This window comes from Agathobaculum sp. NTUH-O15-33 (genome assembly GCF_033193315.1).
GTDB classification, from domain to species: Bacteria; Bacillota; Clostridia; order Oscillospirales; family Butyricicoccaceae; genus Agathobaculum; species Agathobaculum faecihominis_A.
The window spans coordinates 2,397,955-2,424,054 of the sequence record NZ_CP136187.1 but is presented as its reverse complement, the minus strand read 5'-3'; the positions used below and the strand labels follow the sequence as shown (position 1 = coordinate 2,424,054).

Genomic DNA, 26,100 nt, shown 5'->3' with positions numbered 1-26,100 from the left:
TAAACAATGGCTGCTGTAAAAAATGTTGCCGCACCCTCGAAGGGGAGCGGAAAACAAAATGTAAAGCATTTTGTGAAATCCTATGGTAATGTCATTATTTTTGTTGCCGTCTGGCTGTACGGCATGCTGTTTGTCGAAAATTTTATCGGCATCGACAATGGCGTCAATATCATCACACAGGGCTCGATCGCCGCAATTTGCTGCTTGGGCATGACTTTTGTATTGATGACCGGCGGCATTGATCTGTCGGTCGGCTATTTGGTCGGCTTTTGCGCGTACATCTTTGGGTTTTGTTCGGTCACAAAGGGCATGCCGGTTCTGACCGCCATCCTCCTTACGCTGCTCGTTGGCGCGCTGTTCGGCCTGCTCAACGGGATTCTGGTGCAGCTTCTGCACATTCCGGCGTTTATTGTAACACTCGGAACGGGGTATATCATTTATGGCATCGCGCAGATCTTCAGTAACGGCTCGGCAATCACCAACCTGCCGGAATCCGTGCTCGCGGTCGGCCGCGTGCAGATCTTGGGGTTGTCCTCTACCGTTTGGATCATGCTGCTGGTCGCGCTGGTCTGCTTTTTTATCCTGCATAAATCTACTTACGGTCGGGCGCTGACCTCGGTCGGACTGAACGCGGCCGCCAGTCGCCTGAGCGGCATCAACGCCGCCTTTACGACTGTCGTGGTGTATGTGATATGCGGCCTGTGCTCCGCGTTGGGCGCGGTGCTGATGGCGGCGCGCGTCAACAACTGCGTGTGCACCATGGGGGGGACCGACTTTACGTTCACGGTCATCACCGCGGCCGTGCTGGGCGGCGCGAGCCTGTTCGGCGGCATCGGTTCGGTGTGGGGATCGCTGCTGGGCGTCATGACGATCTTCACCATACAGAATATATTGGGTCTGCTGAGTGTGAACTATTACATGTACACAGCGGTACAGAGCATTATTATTTTAGCTGCGATTATCTTTGAAAACGTGAAAAACCGAGTGATTCAGTAAAGGCGGCGGCATGATGGCAAAAATATTAGAGATGAAAAACATCACGAAATATATCTTTGATGAATACGGCAAAAAGATCGCCGGCACCACGGTAAAGATCCTCGACCGGGTGAATTTTGATTTGGAACACGGAGAAGTCCACGTTCTGATGGGAGAAAACGGCGCTGGCAAGTCCACCCTGATGAAGGTGCTTGGCGGCAATATCGCGGCCGACGAAGGCGCGATCACGCTGGACGGATCGGCCTATTCGGTCAAGGGCCCGAAAGAGGCGCGGGAAAAGGGCGTGGCATTTATCCACCAAGAGCTCAACCTTTGCTTGAATCTGGATATCGCGCATAACATTTTTCTCGGGCGGGAACCGGTAAGGCGCGGCTTTGTTGATCATCAGTATATTTATCAAAAAAGCCGCGAGTATTTGGACGAATTCGGCTTCCGCGAGATCGACCCGAAAACCATGATCCGCGATCTTTCCACCGCGCGGCAGCAGGTCGTGGAGATCGTCAAGGCGCTTTCGTACCAATCAAAGATTCTGATCATGGACGAGCCGACCGCGTCGCTGACAGCCAGCGAGATCAATCATTTGTTCGACCTGATCCGCAAGCTCAAGGCAAATGGAGTCAGTATCATCTACATCTCCCACCGTATGGACGAATTACAGGAGATCGGCGACCGCCTCACGGTGCTGCGCGACGGGCAATCGATCCAGACCATCTCCATGCGGGAATTTGATCAGGATAAGGTCGTTAAATTAATGGTCGGGCGTACCATCTCGAACATGTATACCTGTACGCATACCGTGGGTGCCGAGGATGTGATCGAGGTGGAAGGCCTGCGGATAGGGCCGAATACCGAGCCGATTGACCTGCACATCAGAAAGGGCGAGATCGTCGGCATGGGCGGCTTGGTCGGTTCGGGCCGGTCGGAGCTGGCCCGGAGCATCTTCGGCGTGCGGACGTACTTCGGCGGGAAAATCGTTTACAAGGGCCAAACCTATACCGCGCCGACAGCGGGCCGATCCATCAAACAGGGGATCGCCTACCTTTCCGAGGATCGAAAGATCGATGGATTGATCATCGATAAGGACATTAAAGAGAATATTTCACTTGCTTCGCTCTATCGGCTGTTTCAAAACCATATGGTGAACAAAAAATTAGAGCGGCAGGAGGCCGCCGAGAAGATCGAGGAGTTAAACGTTATTTGCCGTTCCATGGATCAGCCGGTCAGCACGCTCAGCGGCGGCAACCAGCAAAAGGTGTTGTTCGCCAAGTGGCTGGAAAGCAAGCCCGACCTGCTCATTTTGGACGAGCCGACCCGCGGTATCGACGTGAACGCCAAGGCGGAAATATATGAGATCATGGACGGCATTGCGAAGCAAGGCGTGGCGATCATGATGATCTCGTCCGAGTTGCCCGAGCTGATCGGCATGAGCGACCGTATCTATGTGATGAAAAAGGGATCGATTTCGCTGGAAATAGAGGATAAAAGCCAAATGACGCAGGAACGGATCTTGGAAAGCACTTTGTAAAGGAAAACGGTGAGATTATGAAGCTGCAAAGCAAGAAAAAGGTACGGGCAAAAACGTGTGAACTCGGCGGTAGCCGTTATCGGGTATTCGGAAGCATGGCGCCGGAAAACGCGGAAGCGCTGCGGCGGCAGCTGAACCTGCCCTGTGTCGGTACGTTGGACGTGTTAGAGATCGTCTTGAACCAATACGGCGCGCTTAACCGTTTCGCGGAGGATATTGCGGCGTGCGTTTCGCTAGAGATCCCTATCAGCCTTCGGATAAAGGCGCAAGGCGCCGACGACCCGGTTGACAAAACGCTGGGCCTTGCGGTACTGGAAGCCTGTGTGCGCAAGGGCCTTGCTGATTTTGTGGATATAGAGCCGGAGGACAGCGGGTTTGTTTCACAGGTAAAGGCGCTGCTTTCGGGCACGGGCGTAAAGCTCATCCTGACCCGGCAAAATTACCGGGGCGTTGGCAGTAAGGAGGAAGTGTTACAGGCGGCACAGGCGGTAGAAGCGATGGGACCGGCGCTGACGCGGGTGCTATATCTGGCGGTGGACGATGTGGATATGCTCCACATCGCGCAGGCGGCGCGAAGCGCAAAGCAGCAGGGCATGCTCGAAACGCCGTTTTGTATTTCCGCCATCGGCGAAGCGGGGCTGATGCTGCGTCTTTTCGGCGAGCGCTGCGGCAATGATTTCGGAAGCTATCCGCTCAGCCGGAAAGCGAACGAGGGCATGGCGCTGGAGACCCTTGACGAGTACCGAAAGCTGCGGCGCATATACGCGATCGATCATGAGTACGATGGGGACGGTGACGGGACATGAAATTATCAAGCAGGCTTCAATATCCAATGAACGGCGTGACAATGGGCGGTGAAAAATACCTTTCCTGCATCATGGTCAAGGAGGGCAGCCAGCGCGCGATCCTTGCGGCGGCCGAAGAAGTCATGCTGCATGCGCCGGACATCGTGGAATGGCGGCTGGATTACGTAGCCCCCATGGCGGATACGGATTTTGCCGAGCGCCTGCTATGCGAGACCGCGAACCGTTTGGCCGATATCGTCAGGGATTCCACGCTGCTCGTGACCTTCCGCGTCAAGGAGCAAGGCGGCGTGCGTGCGTTCCCGCGCGATCTGCGGCTGCGCATGGTCAAGGCCTGCATCCAAACCGGGCGTATCGGCATGGTGGACGTGGAGATCGACAGCGATGAAGCATATATCGAAGCGATCAAGGAAACGGCCGCGCGCTTCGGCACCAAGGTGCTGCTTTCGTTCCATGATTGGGACCGCGTTCCGGATAACGAATTTATGCTGAACAAAGTGCGGGAAGCGATGGACAAGGGCGCGGACATCCCCAAGTTGTATTTGACCGCGCACAGCTACGAGGATGTGATCCGCATCGCGGAAACGGCGAAACGGATTCGGGAGCAGGGCATATGCAAAACACCGTACTGCATGTGCGGTATGAACCACATTGCCATGGTCACGCGTATTTTGGGCGGCGAATGCGGTTCGGATTTTGGATATTTTACGTGCAGCGGTGTGCGCGGCGGCTACGAAGAGGACGAGGATTATTTTAAGGCCATTCTCGAGGTGTTTGATATGACGGAAAGCGAACTGGGGGTGCGGTAAACGATGCGTGCATTTGTGTTGCGAGGGGGAATGGGCGCCGACCGGCGGGGTCAAGCTGGGTGAAAGGGAGCAGAAGGAGCATCGCTCCTATACCTCCGGCCTGTGCTGGAAGAATCTGTCCTATCAGATAGAGGATGTGCGGACGCCCGAACCCAAAGAGGACGAGGTGCTGATTCGAGTCGGCGCTTGCGGCGTTTGCGGGAGCGATATCCACTCCATTGCATCAAAAGAAAACGGTTATATGCAGTACAACTGCCATACGCGGCTGCCGGTCATTCTAGGGCACGAGTTTTCAGGCGAGATCGTGCAGACCGGAAAAAACGTAAAGGAGTTTAAGGCTGGCGATCTGATCGCGGTCGAGCAGATTCATTATTGCGGGAAATGTAACAACTGCCGCATCGGCCTTTACAACAACTGTGATGAGCGCGAGGACATCGGCCTTTCCGCGGATGGCGGTTTTTGCGAATACGCGGCCGTACCGGAAAAGTATTGCTGCAAGATCAACGACATCGCGGAATTGCTGGGCAGTAAAATGGCCGCTTTGGAAGCGGGCGCGCTGGCCGAACCGACCGGCGTTGCCTATCATTCGGTCGTGATCAACGCGGGCGGGATCAAGCCGGGCGCGCATGTCGCGGTATTCGGCGCGGGGCCGATCGGTCTGTCGGCGGTGGCGCTCTGCCGTGCGGCGGGCGCGGCGAAGGTCTTTGTGTTCGATACGGTTCCCGAAAAGCTGGACCTTGCAAAGAAAATGGGGGCGGACGTTTGCTTGAACCCGTTGGATTATCCGGCGGCAGGCGAGCTGCCGGGCATTGTATTAGAACTGACCCACGGCATCGGCTGTCATATGTGTATTGAAGCGGCCGGCAACCCGGGCCAAACCTATCCGCAGATCACGGGCATGATGTCCGCGCATGCCAAGCTGGTACAGATCGGCTTGCCCGGGCGGGTACCGCCGATCGATATGACGCCGTTCATCTACAACGGCACCTCGGTATACTGCTGTAGCGGTTCGGCGGGCAGCGACATTTTCCCGAGCGTGCTGCGCATGTTCGCGACAAAGGTACTGGATATGCGGCGCTGCATCGGCGGCCGTTATCCGCTCGAAAAGACCGATCAGGCGATCGCGCGGGCCGGTTCGGGCTGCGCGGGCAAAATTTTAGTCAGCCAGTTTTATGAGGCGTAAGGAGAATACAAGATGCGTACTGCGTTTGATTCGGAAAAATATAAGCTGGCCGTACCCGAATGGTGTCTGCCGGGCGATAGTATTTTTAGCATGAAAATGGCCGCCGCGCTGGGGATGGACGGGGTGCAGATCGAAGCGGGGTTTTATGAGACCGGGTTCAAACTGGGCCATCCGTGGGTTCGGTCGCTGTATCAGGAGGCGGCCGAGCAATATGGGGTTGAGTTGATCTCCATTGTCATGAACGATTTAAACGTTCACGGCTTGCGCAACGGCCGCGGCACGGCATTTGGCGATATTGCCTATGAAGGGCTGGATATCGCGCTGGAAGCGTCGGCGGCGCTGGGCGTTCCGGTGCTGATGATCCCCAGTTTTGTCGATAACGATATGCGCACCGAGCGGGATATCGAAAACACGGTGGAAGCGCTACGGTATGCATGCGATGAAGCCGCGCAAAGCGGCACGATCATCGCGACCGAAACCGCGATCTCGTCGGCGCAGCTAAAGCGGCTGCTCGGCTTAGTGAATCGTGAAAACTTAAAGCTGTTTTACGATTCGCAGAATTACAGGTGCTTTCGCGGCTATGACCCCATGGAGCATTTGCCGATTGTCTATCCCTACATGGTAAACCAACTGCATGTAAAGGACGGCTTGGGCGAAGCCTACAGCAGCAAATGTCTGGGCGAAGGAGATTCGCGTTTTGAGGAGCAAATCCGCTTTTTGCGCGAACAGGATTATCGGGGCTGGTTTGTTTTTGAAAACTATTATACAAAGCTGCCCCTGCGGGGAGAAGCGAAGGACCCCATTGATCTGTTCCGGAAGGATATTGCGAAGCTGCGATACGAACTGACAAAGGACTGATTATTTTAGGCATGGGTTATTCAAAAGGAGTGGGAAACATGTTACGCATTGGAGTTATAGGGACCGGCGGTATGGGCCGGCACCATATCGGGAACATACAATCGGTCATTCCGGGGGCAAGGGTCACGGCGGTCAATGATGCGAACGAGGCTATCGCAAAGCAGGTCGCAGCAGACTGCGGCGCGCGCTTTATCGCGGAGCCGCGGCAGCTGATCCGCGCGGACGATGTGGACGCGGTGATGATCGCGTCTTGGGACCCGACGCATGAGGAATTTTCGATCGCCGCCATCGAAGCCGGAAAATATGTTTTCTGCGAAAAACCGCTGTCGGATACGCCCGAAGGCTGTCTGCGCATCATGGAGGCGGAGCAAAAGGCGGGCAAGCGGCTGCTGCAAGTCGGCTTCATGCGCCGCTACGATCAGGCTTACCGGGAACTGCGCACGGTCATTGAAAAGGGGACTATCGGCAGGCCGCTGGTGGTACGGGCGCAGCACCGCAACCTAGCTCCGGCGGGCGGCGCAACAATCACGAGCGATATGTCTGCGACCAATGCGCTTGTGCATGAATTTGATATTACCCGCTATTTGATCGGCGGCGAAGATACCTACGTTTCCGCGCAACTGGTCGCTCCGCGTTCTTCGCGCTTTTGCGGGGACGACTTGATCGATCCGCAGCTCGTTTATTTGGAAACCAAGCAGGGCGTTCGCGTGGAGCTGGAATTGTTCTGGTACTGCCGCTATGGGTACGACATCCGCTGCGAAGTGGTGGGGGATCTGGGAACGGCCAGTCTGCCCGATCCGGCCCACACGGTCGTTCGCTGCGACGGACAAAGCGCCTTTCAGATCGTTCCCACTTGGCAGGAGCGTTTTGATGAGGCGTATATCACTGAGCTTCGCGAATGGATCGCCTCGGTACAAGCGGAAAACATTACCGGCCCCTCCGCTTGGGACGGCTATATCGCAAGCTTGGTGGCGAGCGCCTGCCGCCAGTCCCGCCTGACAGGCGGGATTGTCCCGATCCGATCGGTCGATTGTCCGGATTTTTATCATGTAAATTTTTAAAGAAGGTGATGCGAAATGAACAAGTTAACATTTGGTATGGTGGGCGGGGGCGGCGGCTTCATCGGCGATGTGCACCGGCATGCGGCGCTGATGGACGACCTCGCCATCCTCAAAGCGGGCTGCTTTTCGCGCAATATTGAGAAAAACCGCGCGTTTGCGCAGCGGTGGAACATTGACGAGCCGGAACGCGTGTACGCAAGCTATGCGGAAATGGCCGAGCGGGAGGCCGCGCGCGCAGATGGGATCGATTTTGTGTCCATCACCACCCCGAACGACACGCACTATCCGATCGCCAAGTGCTTTCTGGAGCGCGGCATCCACGTCATGTGCGATAAGCCGCTCGCGCTGAATGCCGCGCAGGGCCGCGAATTGGCCGCGCTCGCCAAGGAAAAGCGTTTACTTTTCGGCGTAACCTATACATATACCGGCTATGCGATGATCCGGCAAGCGCGTGAAATGATCGATGCGGGAGAACTCGGCAAGATCACCTGCATACACGGCGAATATCCGCAGGAATGGCTGGCGGTATCGTTGGTTTCCGGTAGTTCGGAACAGGCGACGTGGCGGCAGGAACCGGCGCGCTCGGGCGCGTCCGGCTGCTGCGCGGATATCGGCACGCACGTTGAGTGCCTGATCGCGAAAATGACCGGCCTGCATCCGCGCCGTGTCATTGCCCGGTTCGACAGCATTCCGGCAAATATCCCGTTGGAGACCAACGCGCAGGTCATGGTCGAATTTGACGGCGGCGTGCCGGGCATGATCTGGACCTCGCAGATTGCCATAGGCCATGAGACCGAGCTGACCGTACGCATTTTTTGCGAAAAGGGTTCGGTCGAATGGAGTCATCTCAAGCCGTGGGAGCTGCGCGTGACCCGGATCAACCAACCGCCGCAAATCTATACGACCAATCGCGATTATTTATATCCGGCGGCCAGAGAACTGTGCCGTTTGCCGTCCGGCCATATCGAGGGGTTTTATGAGGCGTTCGGCAATTTGTACCGTGGGTTCTGCGTCAACCTGATCGCCCGCAAGACCGGCGGCGACCCGGGCTCTTTCCGCTATCCAACCGTTGAGGATGGCGTGAAGGGGATTGCATTTGTAGACGCCTGCTTGGAATCGAACGCGCATAACAATGTATGGGTCACGGTAGACAACGGAAACGGATAATCTGATTGCATCAAAAAAGCACCGCCCCGCCGGCTGAAAGCCGGCGGAGCGGTGCTTCAGGCTGTCAAAAAACAAGTTTTGACAGCCTGTCGATCGAAACAAAGCCCCATTTCGATCGAAAATTCCGGCTTCTGCGCGCGCCTTACAGGCACACTTGAAGTCGGTTTGTATAAAAAGTCACGCACATGTCGCGGCTTTTTATGAATTTTGCCGTATGCGGCAAAATCCTATTTTATGCGCGCTGCGGCGCGAGGGGATTCTTTGACAAGCTGCAGCACCGCCCCGGCGGCTGAAAGCCGGCAGGGCGGTGCTTCTAAATAATATGAAGTTTAAACGCTTAGAAATTGTCCATATGTACTTCAAAATAGCTCTGCGAGTATTTGCAAACCGGGCATACTTCGGGCGCTTTCGTGCCCACTACGATGTGGCCGCAAATGCGGCACTCCCACATGGCCTGACCGCTTTTTTCAAACACCTGCCGCATCTGGATATTCTCAAGCAGTTTGCGGTAGCGCTCCTCGTGGCGCTTTTCGATCGCACCGACCTTGCGAAAACGCTCTGCCAGATCGTGGAAACCTTCTTCATCCGCGTCCTTTGCCATGCGGTCGTACATATCGGTCCATTCGTAATTCTCACCTTCTGCGGCGGCGAGCAGATTGGATGCCGTGTCGCCGAGGTGGCCCAACTCCTGAAACCAGATGCGGGCGTGCTCCTGCTCGTTTCTGGCGGTTTTCAGGAATAGCTCGGCCATTTGGTCATAGCCTTCGTTTTGCGCGACTTGTGCAAAATAAGTATACTTGTTGCGCGCCTGACTTTCGCCGGCAAAGGCCTCCATCAAATTTTGCTCTGTTTTGGTGCCGGTATAGGGGGAGGCGCCGGCAGCGGCGGGCTGTTCTTCCTGCTTTTCAAACGCGGAAGCGGGCTGCTTGCAAATCGGACATTTGAAATCCGCGGGCAGCTCGTCCCCTTCGTATACATAACCGCATACCTTGCATTTCCATTTTGCCATTTGCTTCATTCCTCCTTGATGTAAATCGTTGCTTCTGTCCTGATAGGCTGTATGCAGCATCTTTTCCGCCGTATCGCTCAAGGGCTTACCGTAGAAATCGGCATACAGCTGTTGGATCTCCGGGTTTTCATGGCTGAGCCGCAGCGTCATTTTCTCATCTTGGCTATAAAGGCTGCCGATGCGCGCGTTGCGCACGGCGTCTGCGTCCGCTTCCAGATCGCGGGGCTGACCGCCGCCGCCGATACAGCCGCCCGGACAAGTCATGACCTCGATAAAATGATACTGCTTGGCCCCGCTTTTGACGAGCTCTATCATTTTGCGGGCGTTGGCAGTGCCGTAAACAACGGCGACATGGACCTCAATCCCGGCGATATCGATACTGGCTTCGCGTATGCCGTCGCAGCCGCGCACCGCTTCGAGCTGATAGAGCTGTTTCGGGGCCTTTTCCTTGGTAATGAATTCGTACGCGGTCCGCAGGGCGGCTTCCATCACGCCGCCCGTATTGCCGAAAATGACACCCGCGCCGGAAGCCTGTCCCATCAGCTTATCGTATTCGCTTTCGGCAAGCGCGTCGAAGCGAATGCCGGCCTGCTTGGCCCAAAGCGCTAATTCACGCGTGGTGATCACATGATCCATGTCCCGCATTTCGGGCTGGCCGAGTTGCTTGCCGGCGGCGTTCATTTCGCTTCGGCGAATTTCAAACTTTTTTGCCGTGCAGGGCGTGACCGCTACATTGACGATCTTTTCAGGTGCGATACCCATCTTTTTTGCAAAATAGGTCTTGATCGTGGGTCCTTGCATGCCGATCGGGCTTTTTGCCGAAGAAATATGGGCAAGTATATCCGGGTAATAGGTTTCCGCAAACTTGACCCACGCCGGACAGCAGCTCGTATACTGTGGCAGCGGCTTGTTTTTCTTGGTGATGCGTTCGATCAGCTCCGATGCTTCTTCCATAATGGTCAGATCGGCCGCGAAATTCGTATCCAACACGTAATCCGCGCCCAGCGCACGCAGAAGCGCCACCATTTTGCCTTGTACAAAGCTTCCCGCCGCGCCGCCGAATTCCTCGCCAAGCGCCACGCGAACAGAAGGCGACGTTGAAAAGATTACTATTTTTTCAGGGTCGTCAATCGCGGCTTGAACCGCGGGATACTCATATACCTCGGTGATGCTTGCCGGGGGACAGACGTTGGCGCACTGGCCGCAGTTGATGCAGATCGCATGATCGCCGGTATCCTCTAACGTATAGCAGTCATGCACGCCGATATCGCGGGTGCATACCTCCTTGCACATGCCGCATTTGATGCACTTTTCTTCCTGACGGCGAATGCTGGGATTGTCCCTGTCGATCGCTACGCGGACACTAAGGGGTAGATGTTTTGACATAAACTTTCCTCCTTTGCTAATATCCGTTGTTAATTAATAACAGTATAGCATAGAGAAAAATTTTTTACAATGAAAAAAGTTCTTAAGGCATTTCTAAATGCCTGCTGTTCCGATTGCGGGCTTCCGCGGATAAGTCGCTGAATCTGTCGATTACGCATTGCGGTTGTGAAATGGAAATGGTATACTAATTGTAACCGGATGTTTCATCCGTGCGATACGATTGAAATGAAGAAAGCTGGGTGCATATGAGACTGCTGACACGTTCAGATTTTGACGGTTTAGCCTGCGCGGTGTTCCTTAAGGAAGCCGGTATTATCGACCATTGGAAATTTGTACATCCCAAGGATTTGCAGGACGGCTTGGTGGAAGTCGGCCCGGACGACTGTCTGGCAAACGTGCCTTTTGTAGAGGGCTGCGGCCTGTGGTTCGATCACCATTCGAGCGAGCAGGAACGGAACGCCTATAAGGGAAAATACAAGGGGGAAAGCCGCAGCTGTCCGAGCTGCGCCCATATCATTTATGATTATTACGGCGGCGCCGAACGCTTCCCGGACTGCAAAGCTCTGCTCGACGCGGTGGATAAAGTGGACTCCGCTAATCTGACGCGTGAAGAGGTCCTGCACCCGAACGACTGGATACAGCTCGGCTTTATCATGGACCCCCGCACAGGGCTGGGCCGTTTTCATAACTTCCGCATCAGTAACTATCAACTGATGGAGGAACTGATCGACTGGTGCCACACCAAGCCCATTGAGGAGATCATGGCCAACCCGGATGTGAAGGAGCGGCGCGACCTCTATTGGGAGCAGACGGAAAAGTTTATTGAAATGGTGCGCGCCCATACCGTGGTGCGCGGCCCGGTGATCATATCCGATCTGCGCGGGGTCGATCCCATCTATTCCGGCAACCGGTTTATGATTTACAGCCTATACCCGGAGCAGAACATTTCGGTGTGGATTGTCAGCGGCAAGGGCGGCAGGGGGTGCGCGTGCGCCGTGGGTTACAGCATTATGAACCGCACCAGCCAAGTGGATGTCGGTAAGCTGATGCTAAAATACGGCGGCGGCGGTCACCGGCAAGTCGGCACCTGCCAATTCCCGGACGAGGAAATGGAAACGAAGATCCCGCTCCTGCTGGACGAGCTGGTGGACCTGAGCCGGTAACTCCCAACGAATTATAACAAGAAAGAGCACCGCTTTGTAAACAGCGGTGCTCTTATGTTTTGGGCTTCTCTAGTCGTCGGTCAGCCATTTGCGGAGGGTCTCGTGTACCGCGTTTAGATCAATCGGTTTGGAGATGTGGCCGTTCATACCCGCGCGGCTCGCCGCTTCCATGTCTTCCGCAAAAGCGTTGGCGGTCATGGCGATGATCGGCAGCGCTTTGACGTCGGGCCGGGCCAGCTGCCGCAACTGCCGCGTGGCCTCGTAACCGTCCATGACCGGCATCTGCACGTCCATAAAGACCAACGCGTAATATCCGGGCGGGTTCTGTTCTATTTTTCGTACCGCTTCCAAGCCGTTGCAGGCCGTTTCTATATGCACGCCGGTCATCCCGATCAGCTCCTGCGCGATTTCCAGATTCAGCTCGTTATCCTCTACCAGCAGCAGTCGTTTGCCGCTGAACGCGGCTTCCTCTTGCAGCGGCGGAAGAAGCGGGCGATTCTCCAACAGGCGCGGCGGCGCTTCCGTCGGCTTGGCGCCGTGTTCCTGCAACTTCAAATGCAGCGTGACCGTGAAAGCGGAGCCCTTGCCCGGCTTGCTCGTCACATAGATGCTGCCGCCCATCATATCGAGAATGTTCTTGGTAATCGCCATGCCCAGACCGGTACCGGCGATTTTGCTGGTGGTGGAATCCCGGCTGCGTTCAAAGGGCAGAAACAGCTTTTGGAGGAAAGCCTCGTCCATGCCGATGCCGGTATCCGTGCATTCAAACTGGTAATTGCCGTACCCATCCTGATAAGGCGCAACCTGCGAAAGCATCAACCGCACTTCGCCGCCGGGCAGCGTGTACTTGATGGCATTGCTGATGATATTGATCATCACCTGCCGTATGCGGAGCGGGTCGCCGATGACCTGCTCGTCGCGCATGTGGATCAGGTTGGCTTCCATGGTGAGCGAACCGTCCCTCGCTTGCGGACGGACCAGCTCGACCACATTGGAGAACAGCGCGGTCAAGTGTACCGGCTCTTCTCGGAGCGACAGCTTACCGCTTTCGATCTTGGACATGTCCAGCACGTCGTTGATCAGGCTGAGTAGGTGCGCGCTGGAAAGCTCGATCTTGTGCAGGCAGTCCTCAATCCGGTCGCGCTCGTCCAGATGCGCCTCGGCAATGGTCGTCATGCCCATGATGGCGTTGAGCGGCGTGCGGATATCGTGGCTCATGTTGGAAAGGAACTGCCCCTTGGCCTGACTGGCCGCATTGGCGGCGTCCAGCGCGGTTTGCAGCGCCTGCCGGTTTTGCTCCTCATCGTGTTTTTGCTCGTCGATACAGCGGATGAGCAGAATGGCGGTGCAGTCCTCGGAAAAGGGATTGTCCACGTGAAGGATCTGCAGCGAAAGCCAATGGTACATACCGTCTGTGAACAGACCGCGCGCCTCCCAATACACCTCGCTTTTTGCGCTGCTGAGGCATTCGAGCAAATGCTTCGGGGATAGGCGCGACCGGTACTCCTGCCGGAAATCCGGGTGGATGGACGCTTCAAACGCGCCGAAGATACCGGTGCAGGTGCGTTCAGGGAGCAGCGGCATCCGCATGGTGGGCGCGGCGTAAAGCACATTCAGTTCGTCGCGCGTCAGGTTCAGGCTCAGAATAAGGGGATAGGCGTTTGAAATCGCGCTGATGAGCGAGCGGCGCTCAATCAGCTTTTCGCGTTCCTCTTCTTCTTCGGCGAGCTTTTCTCTGGTAATATCGTGGAAGGTGGCGATCAGAATGGCGGTACCGTTCATATCCACGATACGCTCCACGATGCCGGATGTCCAAAAATAGCTGCCGTCCAGCTTAACGATCTGGTTGACGATGCTCTGCTTGCCGCCGCCCGCCGCGGCTTCGCGCAGCTTTTGTTTGATCTGCTCTTTATCATCGGGATGCAGCATCGCCTCGATCGGCCCCGTCTGCGAAAAATCGTTTGGCGTGTCCTCCGGATAGCCCAGCAGGCGGCGGCCTTCACGGTTGACCTGAATAAAGCGGAAGGGCTCTTCCAAGCTGATCAGGGCAATGCCTTCCGGCACGGAATTGTAAAGATGGGTGATAAAGGCCGCCTGATTTTCCAGCGTGCGGTGCGTTTTGCCGCTGTTGTACAGATAGACCGCCAGCAGCAGCGTCATGCTCAGCAGCACCAATGCCAAGAGCAGCATGGCCTTGAATAGGATATTATTGGTCTGCGCCTGAATGACTTGTTCCGGGATGATGGAAACAAGGTACCAATCGTTTTCCTCCATCAGCGGCGTGTAGCAGAAAATCGTGTTTGCATCCTTGTAGGAGAAGCGCGCCCAGCCGGTCTGCGCGTTGATCAGCGCCTGCCGGAACTGATCGACGACGGCGGGATCGTTTTGCTCCTGCGACAGCATGTCGAAAAGGTTTTGGATCGTCTTATTGCTGTTGACATGAGCGGGGCGGATCAGCACCGTGCCGCTTTGGTTAACCAAATAAGAAAAACCGGTGTTGTCATAGAACGAAAGGGAAAACTGCGCCGCAGTTTCATCCACTCCGTATTCTTTGACGATGAAACAATCCGTCCCATCGGCAAGCTGCGTTCTGAGGTAAACATCAAAGACGTTTTTGCCGGTAACGCTGGAGATATGGGGATCAATCATGCCTTCGTCGCCGGATGCGTCACCCAATGCGTTAACGACAAAAAGGTCGGACTCGGCCGAAGCGGAAACGCGGGTGCCGTCCGCCAGATAGAGCGAGGTGCCGCTATCGATCGTGTCATAAGATGCGAGCTGGGAGACGGAGACGGAGCCAAAGCGTTTGGATAAAGGCCGCAGGATATCGTAATCCTTTTGCAGCTGAATGCGCAAAGCATTCGCCCCCTGCCGGGTGCTCTCCATAATGGTGCTGATGGAGTTATCCCAAAGCTGCGCGCGCACGTCGCTGATAAATAGATAGGTAGCGGCGCAAAGCACGGCCGCCAGCATAACGGAAGCTAAAACAAACGCAAATTTCTTTTTATTCATGCAGCGCCACCAATACCTGTTCGTCGAGCCAATCCATCGTTTGTTCCAAACTGTTTCCAGCAAGCAGCAGCGCGCAGGCGTCGGCCGTAAGGTCCCAAATGGGGAAGTCGAGCAGACTGTCCGATCCGATCACGGTGGGGCTTGTCCGGAAGCTGTCGACCACGGGCTGCAACTCGGGCAGAGAGGTGGCCGAACCTGCCTGTAGCGGGCTGAAAGAAGCCTGATTATCCGCGAATTTTTGAATATTTTCCTGTTGCAAAAAGTAAGAAACAAAGTCAAGAGCCGCTTGCGGCTCGGTACTGTCCGCGCTGACGCTGAGCCGGGTATCGGGGTTGATCACCAAAACCGAGCCGTCCTCCAGCACGGGGTAGGGGATCACCTGAAAATCAAAGTCCGGTTCCAGCGCCTTGAACCGGCCCGCCGCCCATGCGCCGGTCAGCATAAAGGGCGCGTCCCCTTCGGCAAACGCGGCAAGGTCGTCGGAGGTCTTTTTTGTTTCAAGCGCGGCCGCCGCATCGATGTAGCCCTTTTGGCAAAAAGCCTCGGCCAGCGCGAAGCCGGGCTTCAGGTAATCGCTCAGCAGCTCCTCGCCGGCGTTGATGCGGGCAAAAGTCTCCTGCTGCCGGTTATCCCGGTAAAGCGGATAAAAACCAAGGGCGATGGCCAAGGTTTTCAGCGAAATATCGTTATTCGCCACAATGGGGGTCATGCCCTGCGATACAAAATGGTCGCAGACGGCCTGCCATTCCGCAAGGGTGGCGGGCACCTTCTGTTTATGCTCCTTTAACAGATCAAGGTTGCAGTAAAGGCCGAACGCGGAGATCGTGGTCGGCACCCAGTAGATACTGCCGTCCGGCTCGGTCATCTGGCTCAGCATGTGTTCGGAAAATTCGGAGATCGCATCCAGACCGGACAGGTCCGCCAGCTTCCCCCCATAGTAAAGGCAAGCGCGGTATCGTGGTTGACCATGAAAATATCATCCGCACTGTCGGCGGCCATCCGTTTTTCCAGCGCCGTATAGTAAACCGCGCCCTTTAGGCTTTCGTAGGATATTTGCACATCCTTGTGCTCCAACATAAAGTCGGTCAGGATCTCTTCTATGATCGTTACGTTTTCCGGTTCGTATTTGTTGCCGAAGAACGTGAGCTGCTTTGTGGGCGCGGGCTGTTCCGCGTAATTATGTACCTCGTTTGCCGTGCCGCAGCCAGTCAGCGTCAGCAGCAACGCGAGCGCGCCTGCGCCGATCTTTCGTAATAAGCGTCGTACCATTCTCTTGCCCTCCCGGCGAAGCGCTGTTCGGGCAGCGCGTGAACTAACATATTTTCTCTATTTTATCATATTTCCCGCTGGCCGTAAATGCATCTGTGCGGCAAAGGACGGAAATAAAATTTTTTGTCAAGTACGATGATATCTTGACATACGCTTATGGTATAACCTGTATGGGCGCTCAAAAGATAACAGTTGGTGCGGTTTTGTTTCTATATGTCGGCGCATGTCGGTAGATGTCAACATGTTTTTCGTCGAAAGTAGTCGGATGCCTTGAAGATTTTTATGAAATATGGTAATTTATAGACAGGAAAAAAATTCATATTTGAAGGTGGCGGGAACAATGGAAGAGCCTAAGAGGATCATCCGTGTGCTGCTCGCGGAGCGTGATGACGAATTTCGAAGAATCGTGGCGACGGCAATGGAGCAGTGCGGCTGGATTGATCTGATCGCATCTGTGAAGGATGGCGCGGAAGCGCTGCGCATCACATTGGAAAAGCGGCCGGATGTTGTCGTTCTCGACGCGATGCTGGCGCAGCTGGACGGCGTGACAATCGCGGCGCTCCTGAAGAAAGAACGGCTGCCGATCGACGTTGTACTGCTGACGTTTTTCGTCAGCCCGCAATTCAGCCTTGACTGCCACTATTTGAAAGTAGCCGCCGTTTTACAAAAGCCCTTGCTAACGCAAACCATTTTAACGCGGCTGGAAGTGCTGCGGGACAGCAAGGGCCAGCAGCAGGAACGGGATCAAGAATTGCTTTGGCAGAAAAGCGTGGTCAAAATGATGCATGTGCTTGGCATTCCGCAGGGAACCAAGGGCTACCTTTACATCAATAGAGCGATCCTTTATGATTTGATGCATGAAGGCGCGGCAAGCAACATCACCAAGCAGATATATCCCGAACTGGCCGCGAAGTTCGATAATAAGCCGGAAAACGTGGAACGCGTCATTCGCAACGCCATAGAAAAGATCGTGGAAAAAGGCAATCGGGAACTGCTGGAAGAGTATTTTGGCCCGGTATCGACTTGGAAAAAGGGCCATCCGACAAACGCCGCATTTATCGCCCGCGCTTCCGAGCTGCTGCGGCAGGGTGAAATAGACCAAATGCTGCAAACAGATTGAACAAAAAAACGCGCGCGCTATCTTAAAAATTTGGTTTAAACGTGCTATAATAAAAGCATCGGTAGCCTTATGAAAAAGAAGCGAGGTGCGGCGGCAATGGGACAAACGGATAAACCGGCGGAAAAACGTGCGGCGCAGACGCATGCCGGGCGGGAAATGGCAAAGCGTCTGGCGCTTGTGATCTTGGCCAGCGTGCTCATGGCGATGAACATCAAAAGCTTTGTGGAAGCGGGCGGCCTATTCCCGGGCGGATTTAACGGCCTGACGCTGCTGATCCAGCGCAGCGCGCAGCAATTCGCGGGCATTACCCTTTCGTTTACGCTGATTAATTTTTTGCTCAACGCGGTGCCCGCGGTTATCAGCTTCCGGCTGATCGGCAAGCGCTTCACCATTTATTCCTGCCTGATGATCGTGCTGACCAGCGTGTTGACCGACCTGATCCCTTCCATGCCGCTGACCAACGACGTGCTGCTCGTCTGTATTTTCGGCGGCTTGATCAACGGGTTTGCGATCAGCCTGTGTCTGCTGGGCCGGGCGACGAGCGGCGGCACGGATTTTATCGCGGTGGCGCTTTCGGAACGCCTGAATATTGATGCTTGGAATTATATTTTAGTCGGCAACGCGGTGATGCTTGGCATTGCCGGCGTGCTCTTCGGCTGGGATAAGGCGCTGTATTCGATCATCTTCCAATTCGCCTCCACGCAGGTGGTCCATATGATCAACCCGCGCTATAAGCGCACCACGCTGTTCATCATTTCGGACAGGGCCGCGCAGGTATACGAAAACATCAAGGATACCACGCACCACGGCGCGACGCTGTTTCGCGGCACCGGTCTGTATAACGGTACCGAGCGGGATATGATCTATTCGGTCATTTCGGGCGATCAGGTTAAACGCATCACCAAACAAGTGCGCGAGATCGATCCGCATGCGTTCATCAATATTTTGAAAACCGATCAAGTCGCGGGCAATTTTTATCAGCGCCCGCACGACTGACAAGCCTATCATATACAAAAAGCCCCGCGCAGTCGCGCGGGGCTTTTTGTATGCCTTGTCAAGTTTATTGGACCAGATACCGCATCAGGATGGCGGATACCTCGGCGCGCGTGGCGGAAGCCTTGGGGTCGAGCAGGCCACCGGGCTTGCCGGTGAGCAGGCCCTCGTCCACGGCCCAGCGCAGCGCGCTTCCGGCATAAGAGGACGCCTGCGCCGCATCCGCAAAGGACAGCGCCGCATCGTTTACGGCCGGGCTGCCCGCGTAGCGGTACAGCATGGCGGCGAGCTGTTCGCGGGTGATGGGGGAAAGGGCGTTCTTACCGTCCGATATCCCTGCGCTTTGCGCCCATACCATGGCTTTTTCGTAGTAGGTCGCGCCGCCGGATACGTCTTGCCCGTCCAGACGCGCTAAAACGGTCATCAGCATGGCGCGCGTCATGTCGCTGCCGGGACTGAACGTGCGTTCGCCGGTGCCGCTGAACAGCTCGCGCGCCGTGGCAAAGGCAACGGCGGTGTGCGCCCAGTGATCCGCGGGCACATCGGAAAAGTCCTTTGCGTTCTCCGAAAGGGTCAGCGTGGCGTCGCCCGTCAGGGTGACGACCAGTGTGTCGCCTGTGACATAGGCACCGGGCAGCAGCGTGCCGTCCGCCCTTACGATCAACGAGGGCTGCGTAACCTGCACGCTTGCGGCGGTCTTGCCGTCCGCCAGCGGCGTGCGGGTGTCGGGGATCAGCAGCTTGCCGACCGGTACGCGCAGCGTGATACTGCCAAGGCCGGTAACGGCTTTGCCGTCCGCCTTTACGGATAGGCGGATGGTGGCGACATTTCCCGCTGAATCGTTTGCGGCAGGCGTGACCGACACGGAGAGTAATAGCTCCTTCGCGCTTGCCACCGTGCTGAGCGTTTCGGGCGGCAGCGTGATCGAGCCTGCCGGGGTTTCAATGGAAAGCGGCTGGTCCTGTGGGATCGCTTTTGCGGGAACGGTGGCCTCCGCTTCGGCCGTGCCGTCCGCTGTAACGCTTGCTTCGGATTTGATACCGGAAGCGGTCTCCGTCTTGGCGGTAACGGAACCATCGGGCTTTGTTACGGTTTCGCTGGTCGAGCCGTCCTTTTCCTTGACGGTTTCGGTTATGGTGCCGTCCTTTTGGGTCTCCGTTACTGTTGTGGAGCCGTCCGTAGATTTCGTGGTCTCGGTAACTGTGCCGGTGGTTGGATCGGTGACCGTCGTAGTGACGGAACCGTCCGCCCCTGTCGTCGTATCGCCTTTGGAGGTGTTGGTATTGCCGCCGCCACCGCCGCCGGAACCGCCGCTGCTCGGACGGTGATAGGGCTCGGCCAGCACGGCAATGGTTTTCTGTGCGGCGGTGTAGGATTTTCCGCCCGCGGCAAGGGAAGAAGTAAAGGTATAGCTGCCGTTTACCCCTTCCGGCTTTTCGGAAGTACCGCCCACCGGCGCGGTATAGGATACCTGCGTAACGGTGACGGCGATCGATCTGTCATTGACCGCGGTCTCCGCAAGGCCCTTGACATAGGCGGCGAGCGCCTCCTCGCCGGCAACCGAGGTGTCCGCGTAAGCGGCCGCGTCCAATCGGGCGCACGCGTCCTCGAACCCCTGCTCGGCTTTGGTTTTCAGCACAAGCGTGCCGTTTTCAAAATAGCACTTATAGGCTTCATCCGCTGTCATAGCAAGGCCGTTCAGCGTTGCCGGGAAGGTGAGCTCGCGGGTACCGTTACAGTAACCGTTGGCTTCAAGCGTCGTCACTGTCATAGTGGTGTTCGGCGCGGTGGCAATACGTACCGGCTTGTCCGCCGTAGCGGTGCCGTCCACTTGCACCGCACCGCCGAACGCGCCTGAGAGGGTGAGCGCCGCGCCACCCTGAAGCGTCAATATGGACGGACCGCGATCCTTGGGGTAGGCTGTTGTGCTGGTGTTCTTGGGATCCTCGGGCTGGAAGCTGTCATACAGCACCATTTGATTGGCGGCGCCGGATTTTGCGGTTTTATCAGAAACGGTCAGCGAAGCGCCGTCCGCCACGGTGATGCTTGCACCCGGCATAAATTTTAGACGCTCGTTTACCGTCCACGCACCGGAAGTCAGAATAAAATCCATATCGCCGTCAATGGGGTAAAGGAAGCTGGAGGTGCTCAGATCCATGCCGACGATCTCGAGTGTGCTGGACTCGATCGAACCGCCGCCGGAAAGCACTAGTTTTTCACGGTCCGTATTCGGGTCATAGGTCTTGACGACCGATCCGGTATGTTGCCGGATTAAGCCGTTTTTCGGATCGACCTGCGGAAATCGGGTGTAATAGTAGCTGCCGGAAGCGTTCATTTTCACTGTGCCGGTCAGGCTGCCGCCCGCCTGAATCACGGTCTTCGCCTCGATGTTATGCATATCCACCTGATTCATCGGATAAACCTCGGGGAATACCTCGAAGGCCTGCGAACCGCCGCGCCAGTTGCGTACCACATACAGGTCGCGTATCTCGCCGCCGGGCAGAGCGGTGACGGTGCCGCTGCCTTTTATATAGCCGCATACGTCCAATAAGCCGCCGGACGAAACGTCTATGCTGCCCGCAAGGTTGATCTGCGCAAAGCCGCCGGTCACATCCATATCGTAGTGTCCCGCCGCGGGCCGGCCTGTTACGGCGTTGATCAGTACCGAGCCGTTGATGGTGAGCGTTTTATCGGCGGGGACCGTTAACGTGCAAAACCGCTTGGCGTTCGGTGAAACACCGGTGTTCGGCTTGGTTTCGGTGCCGTCCGGATTATAGCCGGTGGAAGCATTGTAGCCGGTGTCGGTTTGGGCGTAAGGAATTAGAAGGGTTACGCCCGCGGGCACCGTGATATTTTCCGGCAGCGTATAATCGTGCAGCAGGCGCACGGTACCGCCGGTTTGTGAAAGCGCTTCAAACGCTTCGGGTAAGCTGTCGTAAAGGTTCAGGCCCGCCTGTGCAATGCTTCCGCCGGGATCGGCGAATAAGGCGGTAATGGATTGATCCTCTCGCGCGACAAAAGAATAGGTGGCTTCAGCGGATAGCAGATTGTTTTCCGCGTCCAACCAGCCGAGAAATTGGTTGTTGCCGTTAGGGGTGGCGGTAAGCGTTATGGTTTTGCCCAGCTCCACTGTGTTTGAGCCGGTGTTTAGGCCGTTCACCGTTCCACCTTCGGAGATGTTTAGCGTAATACTCTTGGTGCCGACTTCATACTGGAGGTTTGATAACGCGGCATAGGAATTGGGTACCGTGTCCCCATCCCAGTTGATATATTCAATGTAAATATATTTCCCAGTATCTTCCGGGCTGGAAGGGGAAACCTCAATCGGTATTTCTACGTGCGTCCAGCCCTTTTTACCGTTGACTCTGACGAATTCTGCACCCGTATCGTCATCCTTTATGACTAGATCGTTTCGATCACTGCCGTCGACCATATAATCGAAGGACAGAAGGCCGGTCTGTTTCGTTTGAACGTTCATGTAAGAGGTGCCGAGGTACGCGTCCTGATTGGTAGTTGTGAAGACCGTGCGGTCGGGTGTGCTTTTTTCAGCATTAAACTGGAAGGGATACTGGTTGCCCCAATATAGTTGCATGGGGTCGTCCGGGCCGATGGTCACGGTTTCCGGATAGCTCCATGCCTGATCAAAGCGAATTGTGGGCCAGAGCATAACGGTACGAACAAGGTCGTCCGCGCCTGCCTGCTGAAAATGAAAGGCGATGGCGTGTGTATCGTTCCCCGGAATTAGGTCGTAGCACCCGTCCGCGTCGAGCGTAACGGGCTGTCCGTTGTCGGTCACGGACAGATTTTCGTATGCGGCCGCGCCCTTGGTGACCTGTATGCGCCACTGACGGTTCTTATCAGTTTCGTAGGCTTGATCCCACCAATAGCCTTCGTAGTCGGCCACGTTATCGTCGCCGCTGACCGAGGACCAGCTGTTCACGTCGCTGTCCCAAGTCAGAAGTTCCATGCGCTCCGGGCCGGGAGAGAATAGTTTGGAGTCGAGTGTAGCGGTATAGGAGCCGGGCTGCTCCACAGTCCAGTAAAGGCTGTAGGAATCGCTGGTCTTTAATACGGCGTTTTCGGCATCCGTGACAGACCAACCGTTTACAGAGGCAAACTCGGTCCGAAAATATAATGTGAAGTACGAATACAGAGGAACCGTCATGGAAGTCGGCTGTACAAGCTTCTCTGCATGGGCGTCTCTTGCCTGCGTATATTTAGAGTCAACATAGCCATGGGCAGTATTAAAAGTAAAATTTACAGTCGCTTTATAGGCGTCCGGCAGGTCGTCAAGCGTCTCATAAATTTGAATGTTTGAAATATAGGAACGTTTTAAAGGATTGGTATCAATATCACTAGAAGAATGCTCAAGCCATAGCACGGGATTCTTCGCGGTAAGCTCCATAACGGTAGTCTGCCACTCTGCGGTGGATAATGCCGATTCGTCTGCATAATCCACTCGTGCGGCCTTTGGAACTTTTGTTAAGCTGGCCGATGTTTTATCCAAACTTGTGGTTGCCTTATGTGAAAGGCTAGAAGAGTTGGCGGAAGCCAGCGTATAATCATAAACAATATAGCAGGGCTTGTCCGTTTGGAAAGCAAGGGTGGAATACCCCTTCACGTTTGAGCTTTGCCAAACCGTATTGCCGTTATGTGTAAAGCCGGCCTTTTCCCAAGCTGTGCTGTCCTTTTTGGGGGCATTCTTATAAGTTATGGTAGCGCCCATATCATTTTTTACGATCAATTCTCTGGGATCGTCGATTTCGGCATTATAAGTAACAAGCTCGCTGTGATCCGTGGTATCATTCGCTGTTTGGTATTGGTCGGTAACATCGGTGTCAGGCGCGCTTTGAAGCGTATCATTCACCGCCAGCGCGGGTGCAGTGCCGGTGAGCAAGCAGGCGGAGAGAAGCAGGCTAACGAGTTTTTTGCCGACAGGTTTCATGTTTGATTCCCCCGATTTCATTTAGTAAAAAAGCCCGAGGAAAGCCGTAAAGCGTTTCCCCGGGCTCTGGAGCAAGGAGGCTTAGTTTAAGCGGTGGTATATACAAATGCTACGGTATATTTGTATTCGTGACCGCCGCGCGAGGTGACGACTACGTCCACCTTCTGCGCATTGAGAACGGAAAGCTTGGTGTTGCCGCCAACCTTTTTATCGCCGTCCATCAGACCGGAGTTCTTGATTGCTGCGACCAGCGCAACCAGATCCTTATCCTTGATCTGATCGTAGGTCAGCGCATCACTTTCGCCGATCTTCAGCGTCGTGAAATCATTATACTTGGCCAGCTCAATAGCCAGCGTGTCGCTCATGATGGTGTAAACGTCCTTAACGGACTTGTCGCCATCGGTAATGTTGACTGTCAGCGTGTTATCGGCCCACTCGCTGGTAGCTACATCGGTCAACTGGTCGAATACAGCCTTCATGCTTTCCTGTGCGCGCCCGTTGATCGCCGCATCGGACATATCCTTGAAATGCAGCGTGTAAGGAACGCTGTAGTCCGTGCCGCGGCTTGAACCGTTTAAGGTAACGGTCAAATCCTTGCCTACTACATCGGCCAGCGTTTTGCCGCCCGGAATCCAGCCCTTTACGGCAGAAATGATCTGGGTGCTCAAATCGGCATTGTCCGCCGCGATCGAGATATTGTCAGAATCCGCGATCTTGATCGTGGTGATCTGGCCGTAGTCCTGCACGATTTTAATAACGGGCGAGAGCACATCCTGTGCCACGCTGGCGAGACCCTTGGTCACATTGTAGATCTCGACATCCACTCCAACTTCGTAAATATCGCTCATTTCCACCGGCTCGGGATCGAGCAGAGTGGCATAGTCCATGTTATCGTTAACTTCCGGAATCTTGGCTTTGACCGCGGCCAGCAGATCGGCACGGAGCGATTCAGCGGACGGTGCGGAGGAACCACCACCGCCGCCGCCACCGCCACCGCCGCCGGTGGTCGTGCCGCTGGTCGAACCGGTCTTGCCGGGTTCTACCGTGCCCTTATCGGTCTTGACCGCGTCCGCGCCCTTATCAACGGTGATGGAGGTGCCGGGGGTCGTTACCTTCGCGCCGGTCGAGCCTGCCTGCGCCTCTACCTTGGTCACCTTGCCGTCGCCCTTGACTTCGGTGTTCGCGGCGGCGGTCTGTACCTTGGCGATCGTCGCGCCCTTTTCGGCGGTCACGGTCGTGTTGTCGCCCTTTACGGCCACGGTGTCTACCTTGCCCGCTACGGTCAGCGCCGTGTTCTCGGCGGCACTGTCAACGGTAACGGTCTTGACGGTGGAGTTTTTGTCCACGGTCACATCCGCACCAGCCGCGGAGACGACGACCTCGTCCACCTTGGCGTTTTGCAGCACAACCGGCACGTTCGCCGAAGCGATTTCGACCTTGCCTACCGTGCCTTCGATGATCACATCGTCCTTACCGTCGTCCACGACGATGGTCTGCACCTTGGCGTTGCCCTCGGTCGCGACGCGCACGTTGCCGTCTACCTTGGAAACAACGACCGTGCCGATCTCGGTCGAGCCGGAAATAATGATCGAGTGTACGCCGCCGCCGCGCACGACCAGACGGCCGGAAACCTTACTGTCCCGAATGGTGACGTTGCCGTCGCCCACGCCGTCGCCAAGGATCAGATCGCCCTTGATATCGGCCTTGTCGAGCACCGCGCCCGCTTCACGCACCATCGCGTTGCCGTCCGCCGTGCCCGTGTATTCCTTGGGCAGGTAGGCGGAAACGAGGTTGTCCGCGATCTGCGCGAACTCCGCGCGGGTGATCGAAGCGGTCGGATTGAGTTTGCCGCCCGAACCGTTCACATAGCCCGCTTCGGTAAGCGCCGCGACCGGGCCCTTGGCCCACGAGGAAACAGCCGAGGCGTCCGAGAACTTCGAGAGGGAAGAAGCGCTGCCGTCCGCAAGGCTGAACGCGCGCGCCAGCACGGTGAACGCTTCCTGCCGGGTGATGGCGCTGGCCGGGCTGAGCTTGCCGTTCGAGCCCTCAAAGGTGCCCATATGTACGGCCTTTTGCATATCCGCATAGTACCAAGCGCTCGCCGGAACATCGGTATAGGCGGAAATATCCGCCGTCTTGGTCGCGCCGAAGGCGCGGTTGACGATAGCGGCCAGCTCCGCGCGGGTGAGCAGGCCGGAGGCGTTGATCTTGCCGTCCGAACCGTTCAGCAGGCCGTTGTTGATCGCGTTTTCCAAGGCGGGGCGCGACCAGTCGCTCGGCATGTCGGCAAAGTCCGACGGCGAGGCGGCGAACGCGCCCACGCTCAGCGAGGATAGCACGACCGCGGCCGAGACCAGCCCGGCCAGTTTTCTGTGTAACTTCATTGAATCACTCCGTTCTGAATTCATTAGTTTGCCATTGCCTTACCAGTTTCAGACGGCATCAACCCCCCCACCCCTTATTGTTGGCAAACGACAACGGCGGCTGGGGCTTCCGCACACAGCGGTGCTAACCGCCGTGGCGTTGCGGCCCTGCTATTCAAAGAGTTTGTCGTTTGGTTACCACATAATGTGAATTATGTGGTGCTTTTATTATGAGTTAATTATACTTTGTAGCACAGGCCCTCTAATATTCCAACTTTCAGTTTTGCTTGTATTTTTCACAAAAAGGCACAAAACTGAAACCCGGTTGCAATATTAGAGGGCCTGTGCTAAAATGCATAATGAACTCATAATAAAAACACCACATAATTCACATTATGTGGTGCTTTTTGTTTAAAAATATGGAAATCCTTTTTTCGG

At 55.8% G+C, this 26,100-nt stretch carries 17 protein-coding genes; 11 read left to right on the top strand and 6 right to left on the bottom strand.

All coding sequences use genetic code 11. The annotated features are described in order from the left end of the window. Positions 1-6 precede the first annotated feature (6 nt). The 8 genes from RWV98_RS11915 to RWV98_RS11880 are packed head-to-tail and all read left to right on the top strand — an operon-like array spanning position 7 to position 8,402. On the top strand, positions 7-996 hold the full coding sequence (locus RWV98_RS11915) for an ABC transporter permease (RefSeq protein ID WP_317860967.1): 990 nt from the start codon (positions 7-9) through the stop codon (positions 994-996). Positions 997-1,009: 13 nt separating this feature from the next. Beyond that, a complete protein-coding gene (locus tag RWV98_RS11910; RefSeq protein WP_317860965.1) occupies positions 1,010-2,521 on the top strand; it encodes a sugar ABC transporter ATP-binding protein in 1,512 nt (503 codons plus the stop codon). Positions 2,522-2,538: 17 nt separating this feature from the next. Then, positions 2,539-3,327 (top strand): type I 3-dehydroquinate dehydratase, encoded by a 789-nt coding sequence (locus RWV98_RS11905; RefSeq protein ID WP_317860963.1) that lies wholly within the window; start codon positions 2,539-2,541, stop codon positions 3,325-3,327. 26 nt (positions 3,328-3,353) lie between these two features. Further along, positions 3,354-4,133, top strand: coding sequence for a type I 3-dehydroquinate dehydratase (locus tag RWV98_RS11900; protein ID WP_317860962.1), 780 nt, complete (start codon positions 3,354-3,356; stop codon positions 4,131-4,133). A gap of 7 nt (positions 4,134-4,140) precedes the next feature. Continuing rightward, the gene (locus tag RWV98_RS11895; protein ID WP_317860961.1) at positions 4,141-5,316 is read left to right on the top strand and encodes an alcohol dehydrogenase catalytic domain-containing protein; all 1,176 of its coding nucleotides are present in this window, start codon (positions 4,141-4,143) and stop codon (positions 5,314-5,316) included. 12 nt (positions 5,317-5,328) lie between these two features. Further along, positions 5,329-6,174 carry a sugar phosphate isomerase/epimerase family protein gene (locus tag RWV98_RS11890; RefSeq protein ID WP_317860959.1) on the top strand — a complete coding sequence of 282 codons (846 nt, stop codon included), beginning with the start codon at positions 5,329-5,331 and terminating at the stop codon, positions 6,172-6,174. 38 nt (positions 6,175-6,212) lie between these two features. Further along, positions 6,213-7,235, top strand: a complete 1,023-nt coding sequence (locus RWV98_RS11885) for a Gfo/Idh/MocA family oxidoreductase (RefSeq protein ID WP_317860958.1) — start codon at positions 6,213-6,215, stop codon at positions 7,233-7,235. A gap of 15 nt (positions 7,236-7,250) precedes the next feature. Beyond that, entirely contained in the window at positions 7,251-8,402 is a 1,152-nt protein-coding gene (locus RWV98_RS11880; protein ID WP_317860956.1) for a Gfo/Idh/MocA family protein, read from the top strand. A 337-nt stretch (positions 8,403-8,739) separates the two neighbouring features. On the opposite strand, the gene rbr is transcribed toward RWV98_RS11880, so the two are convergent. Then, on the bottom strand, positions 8,740-10,797 hold the full coding sequence (rbr, locus tag RWV98_RS11875; RefSeq protein ID WP_317860954.1) for a rubrerythrin: 2,058 nt from the start codon (positions 10,795-10,797) through the stop codon (positions 8,740-8,742). 245 nt (positions 10,798-11,042) lie between these two features. Between rbr and RWV98_RS11870 the strand changes: the two genes are divergently transcribed. Then, positions 11,043-11,960 carry an exopolyphosphatase gene (locus RWV98_RS11870; protein ID WP_317860953.1) on the top strand — a complete coding sequence of 306 codons (918 nt, stop codon included), beginning with the start codon at positions 11,043-11,045 and terminating at the stop codon, positions 11,958-11,960. A gap of 69 nt (positions 11,961-12,029) precedes the next feature. Here the strand turns inward: RWV98_RS11870 and RWV98_RS11865 are convergent, their stop codons facing one another. The 3 genes from RWV98_RS11865 to RWV98_RS11855 are packed head-to-tail and all read right to left on the bottom strand — an operon-like array spanning position 12,030 to position 16,241. Beyond that, entirely contained in the window at positions 12,030-14,972 is a 2,943-nt protein-coding gene (locus RWV98_RS11865) for an ATP-binding protein (RefSeq protein WP_317860951.1), read from the bottom strand. Next, positions 14,965-15,849 (bottom strand): ABC transporter substrate-binding protein, encoded by an 885-nt coding sequence (locus RWV98_RS11860; protein ID WP_317860949.1) that lies wholly within the window; start codon positions 15,847-15,849, stop codon positions 14,965-14,967. The genes RWV98_RS11865 and RWV98_RS11860 overlap by 8 nt, the downstream gene beginning before the upstream one ends. Further along, the gene (locus RWV98_RS11855; protein ID WP_317860947.1) at positions 15,843-16,241 is read right to left on the bottom strand and encodes a hypothetical protein; all 399 of its coding nucleotides are present in this window, start codon (positions 16,239-16,241) and stop codon (positions 15,843-15,845) included. Before RWV98_RS11855 ends, RWV98_RS11860 begins: the two co-directional genes overlap by 7 nt. A gap of 340 nt (positions 16,242-16,581) precedes the next feature. On the opposite strand from RWV98_RS11855, the gene RWV98_RS11850 reads away from it, so the two are divergent. Both RWV98_RS11850 and RWV98_RS11845 read left to right on the top strand, forming a co-directional pair. After that, positions 16,582-17,361, top strand: coding sequence for a sporulation initiation factor Spo0A C-terminal domain-containing protein (locus tag RWV98_RS11850; protein WP_317860945.1), 780 nt, complete (start codon positions 16,582-16,584; stop codon positions 17,359-17,361). Between the two features lie 69 nt (positions 17,362-17,430). After that, complete coding sequence (locus tag RWV98_RS11845) at positions 17,431-18,357, top strand: YitT family protein (RefSeq protein ID WP_317860943.1); 927 nt, start codon at positions 17,431-17,433, stop codon at positions 18,355-18,357. 64 nt (positions 18,358-18,421) lie between these two features. Here the strand turns inward: RWV98_RS11845 and RWV98_RS11840 are convergent, their stop codons facing one another. Then, positions 18,422-23,299 (bottom strand): S-layer homology domain-containing protein, encoded by a 4,878-nt coding sequence (locus RWV98_RS11840; protein ID WP_317860941.1) that lies wholly within the window; start codon positions 23,297-23,299, stop codon positions 18,422-18,424. Between the two features lie 86 nt (positions 23,300-23,385). Continuing rightward, positions 23,386-25,683, bottom strand: a complete 2,298-nt coding sequence (locus RWV98_RS11835) for an S-layer homology domain-containing protein (RefSeq protein WP_317860940.1) — start codon at positions 25,681-25,683, stop codon at positions 23,386-23,388. Between the last annotated feature and the right edge of the window lie 417 nt (positions 25,684-26,100).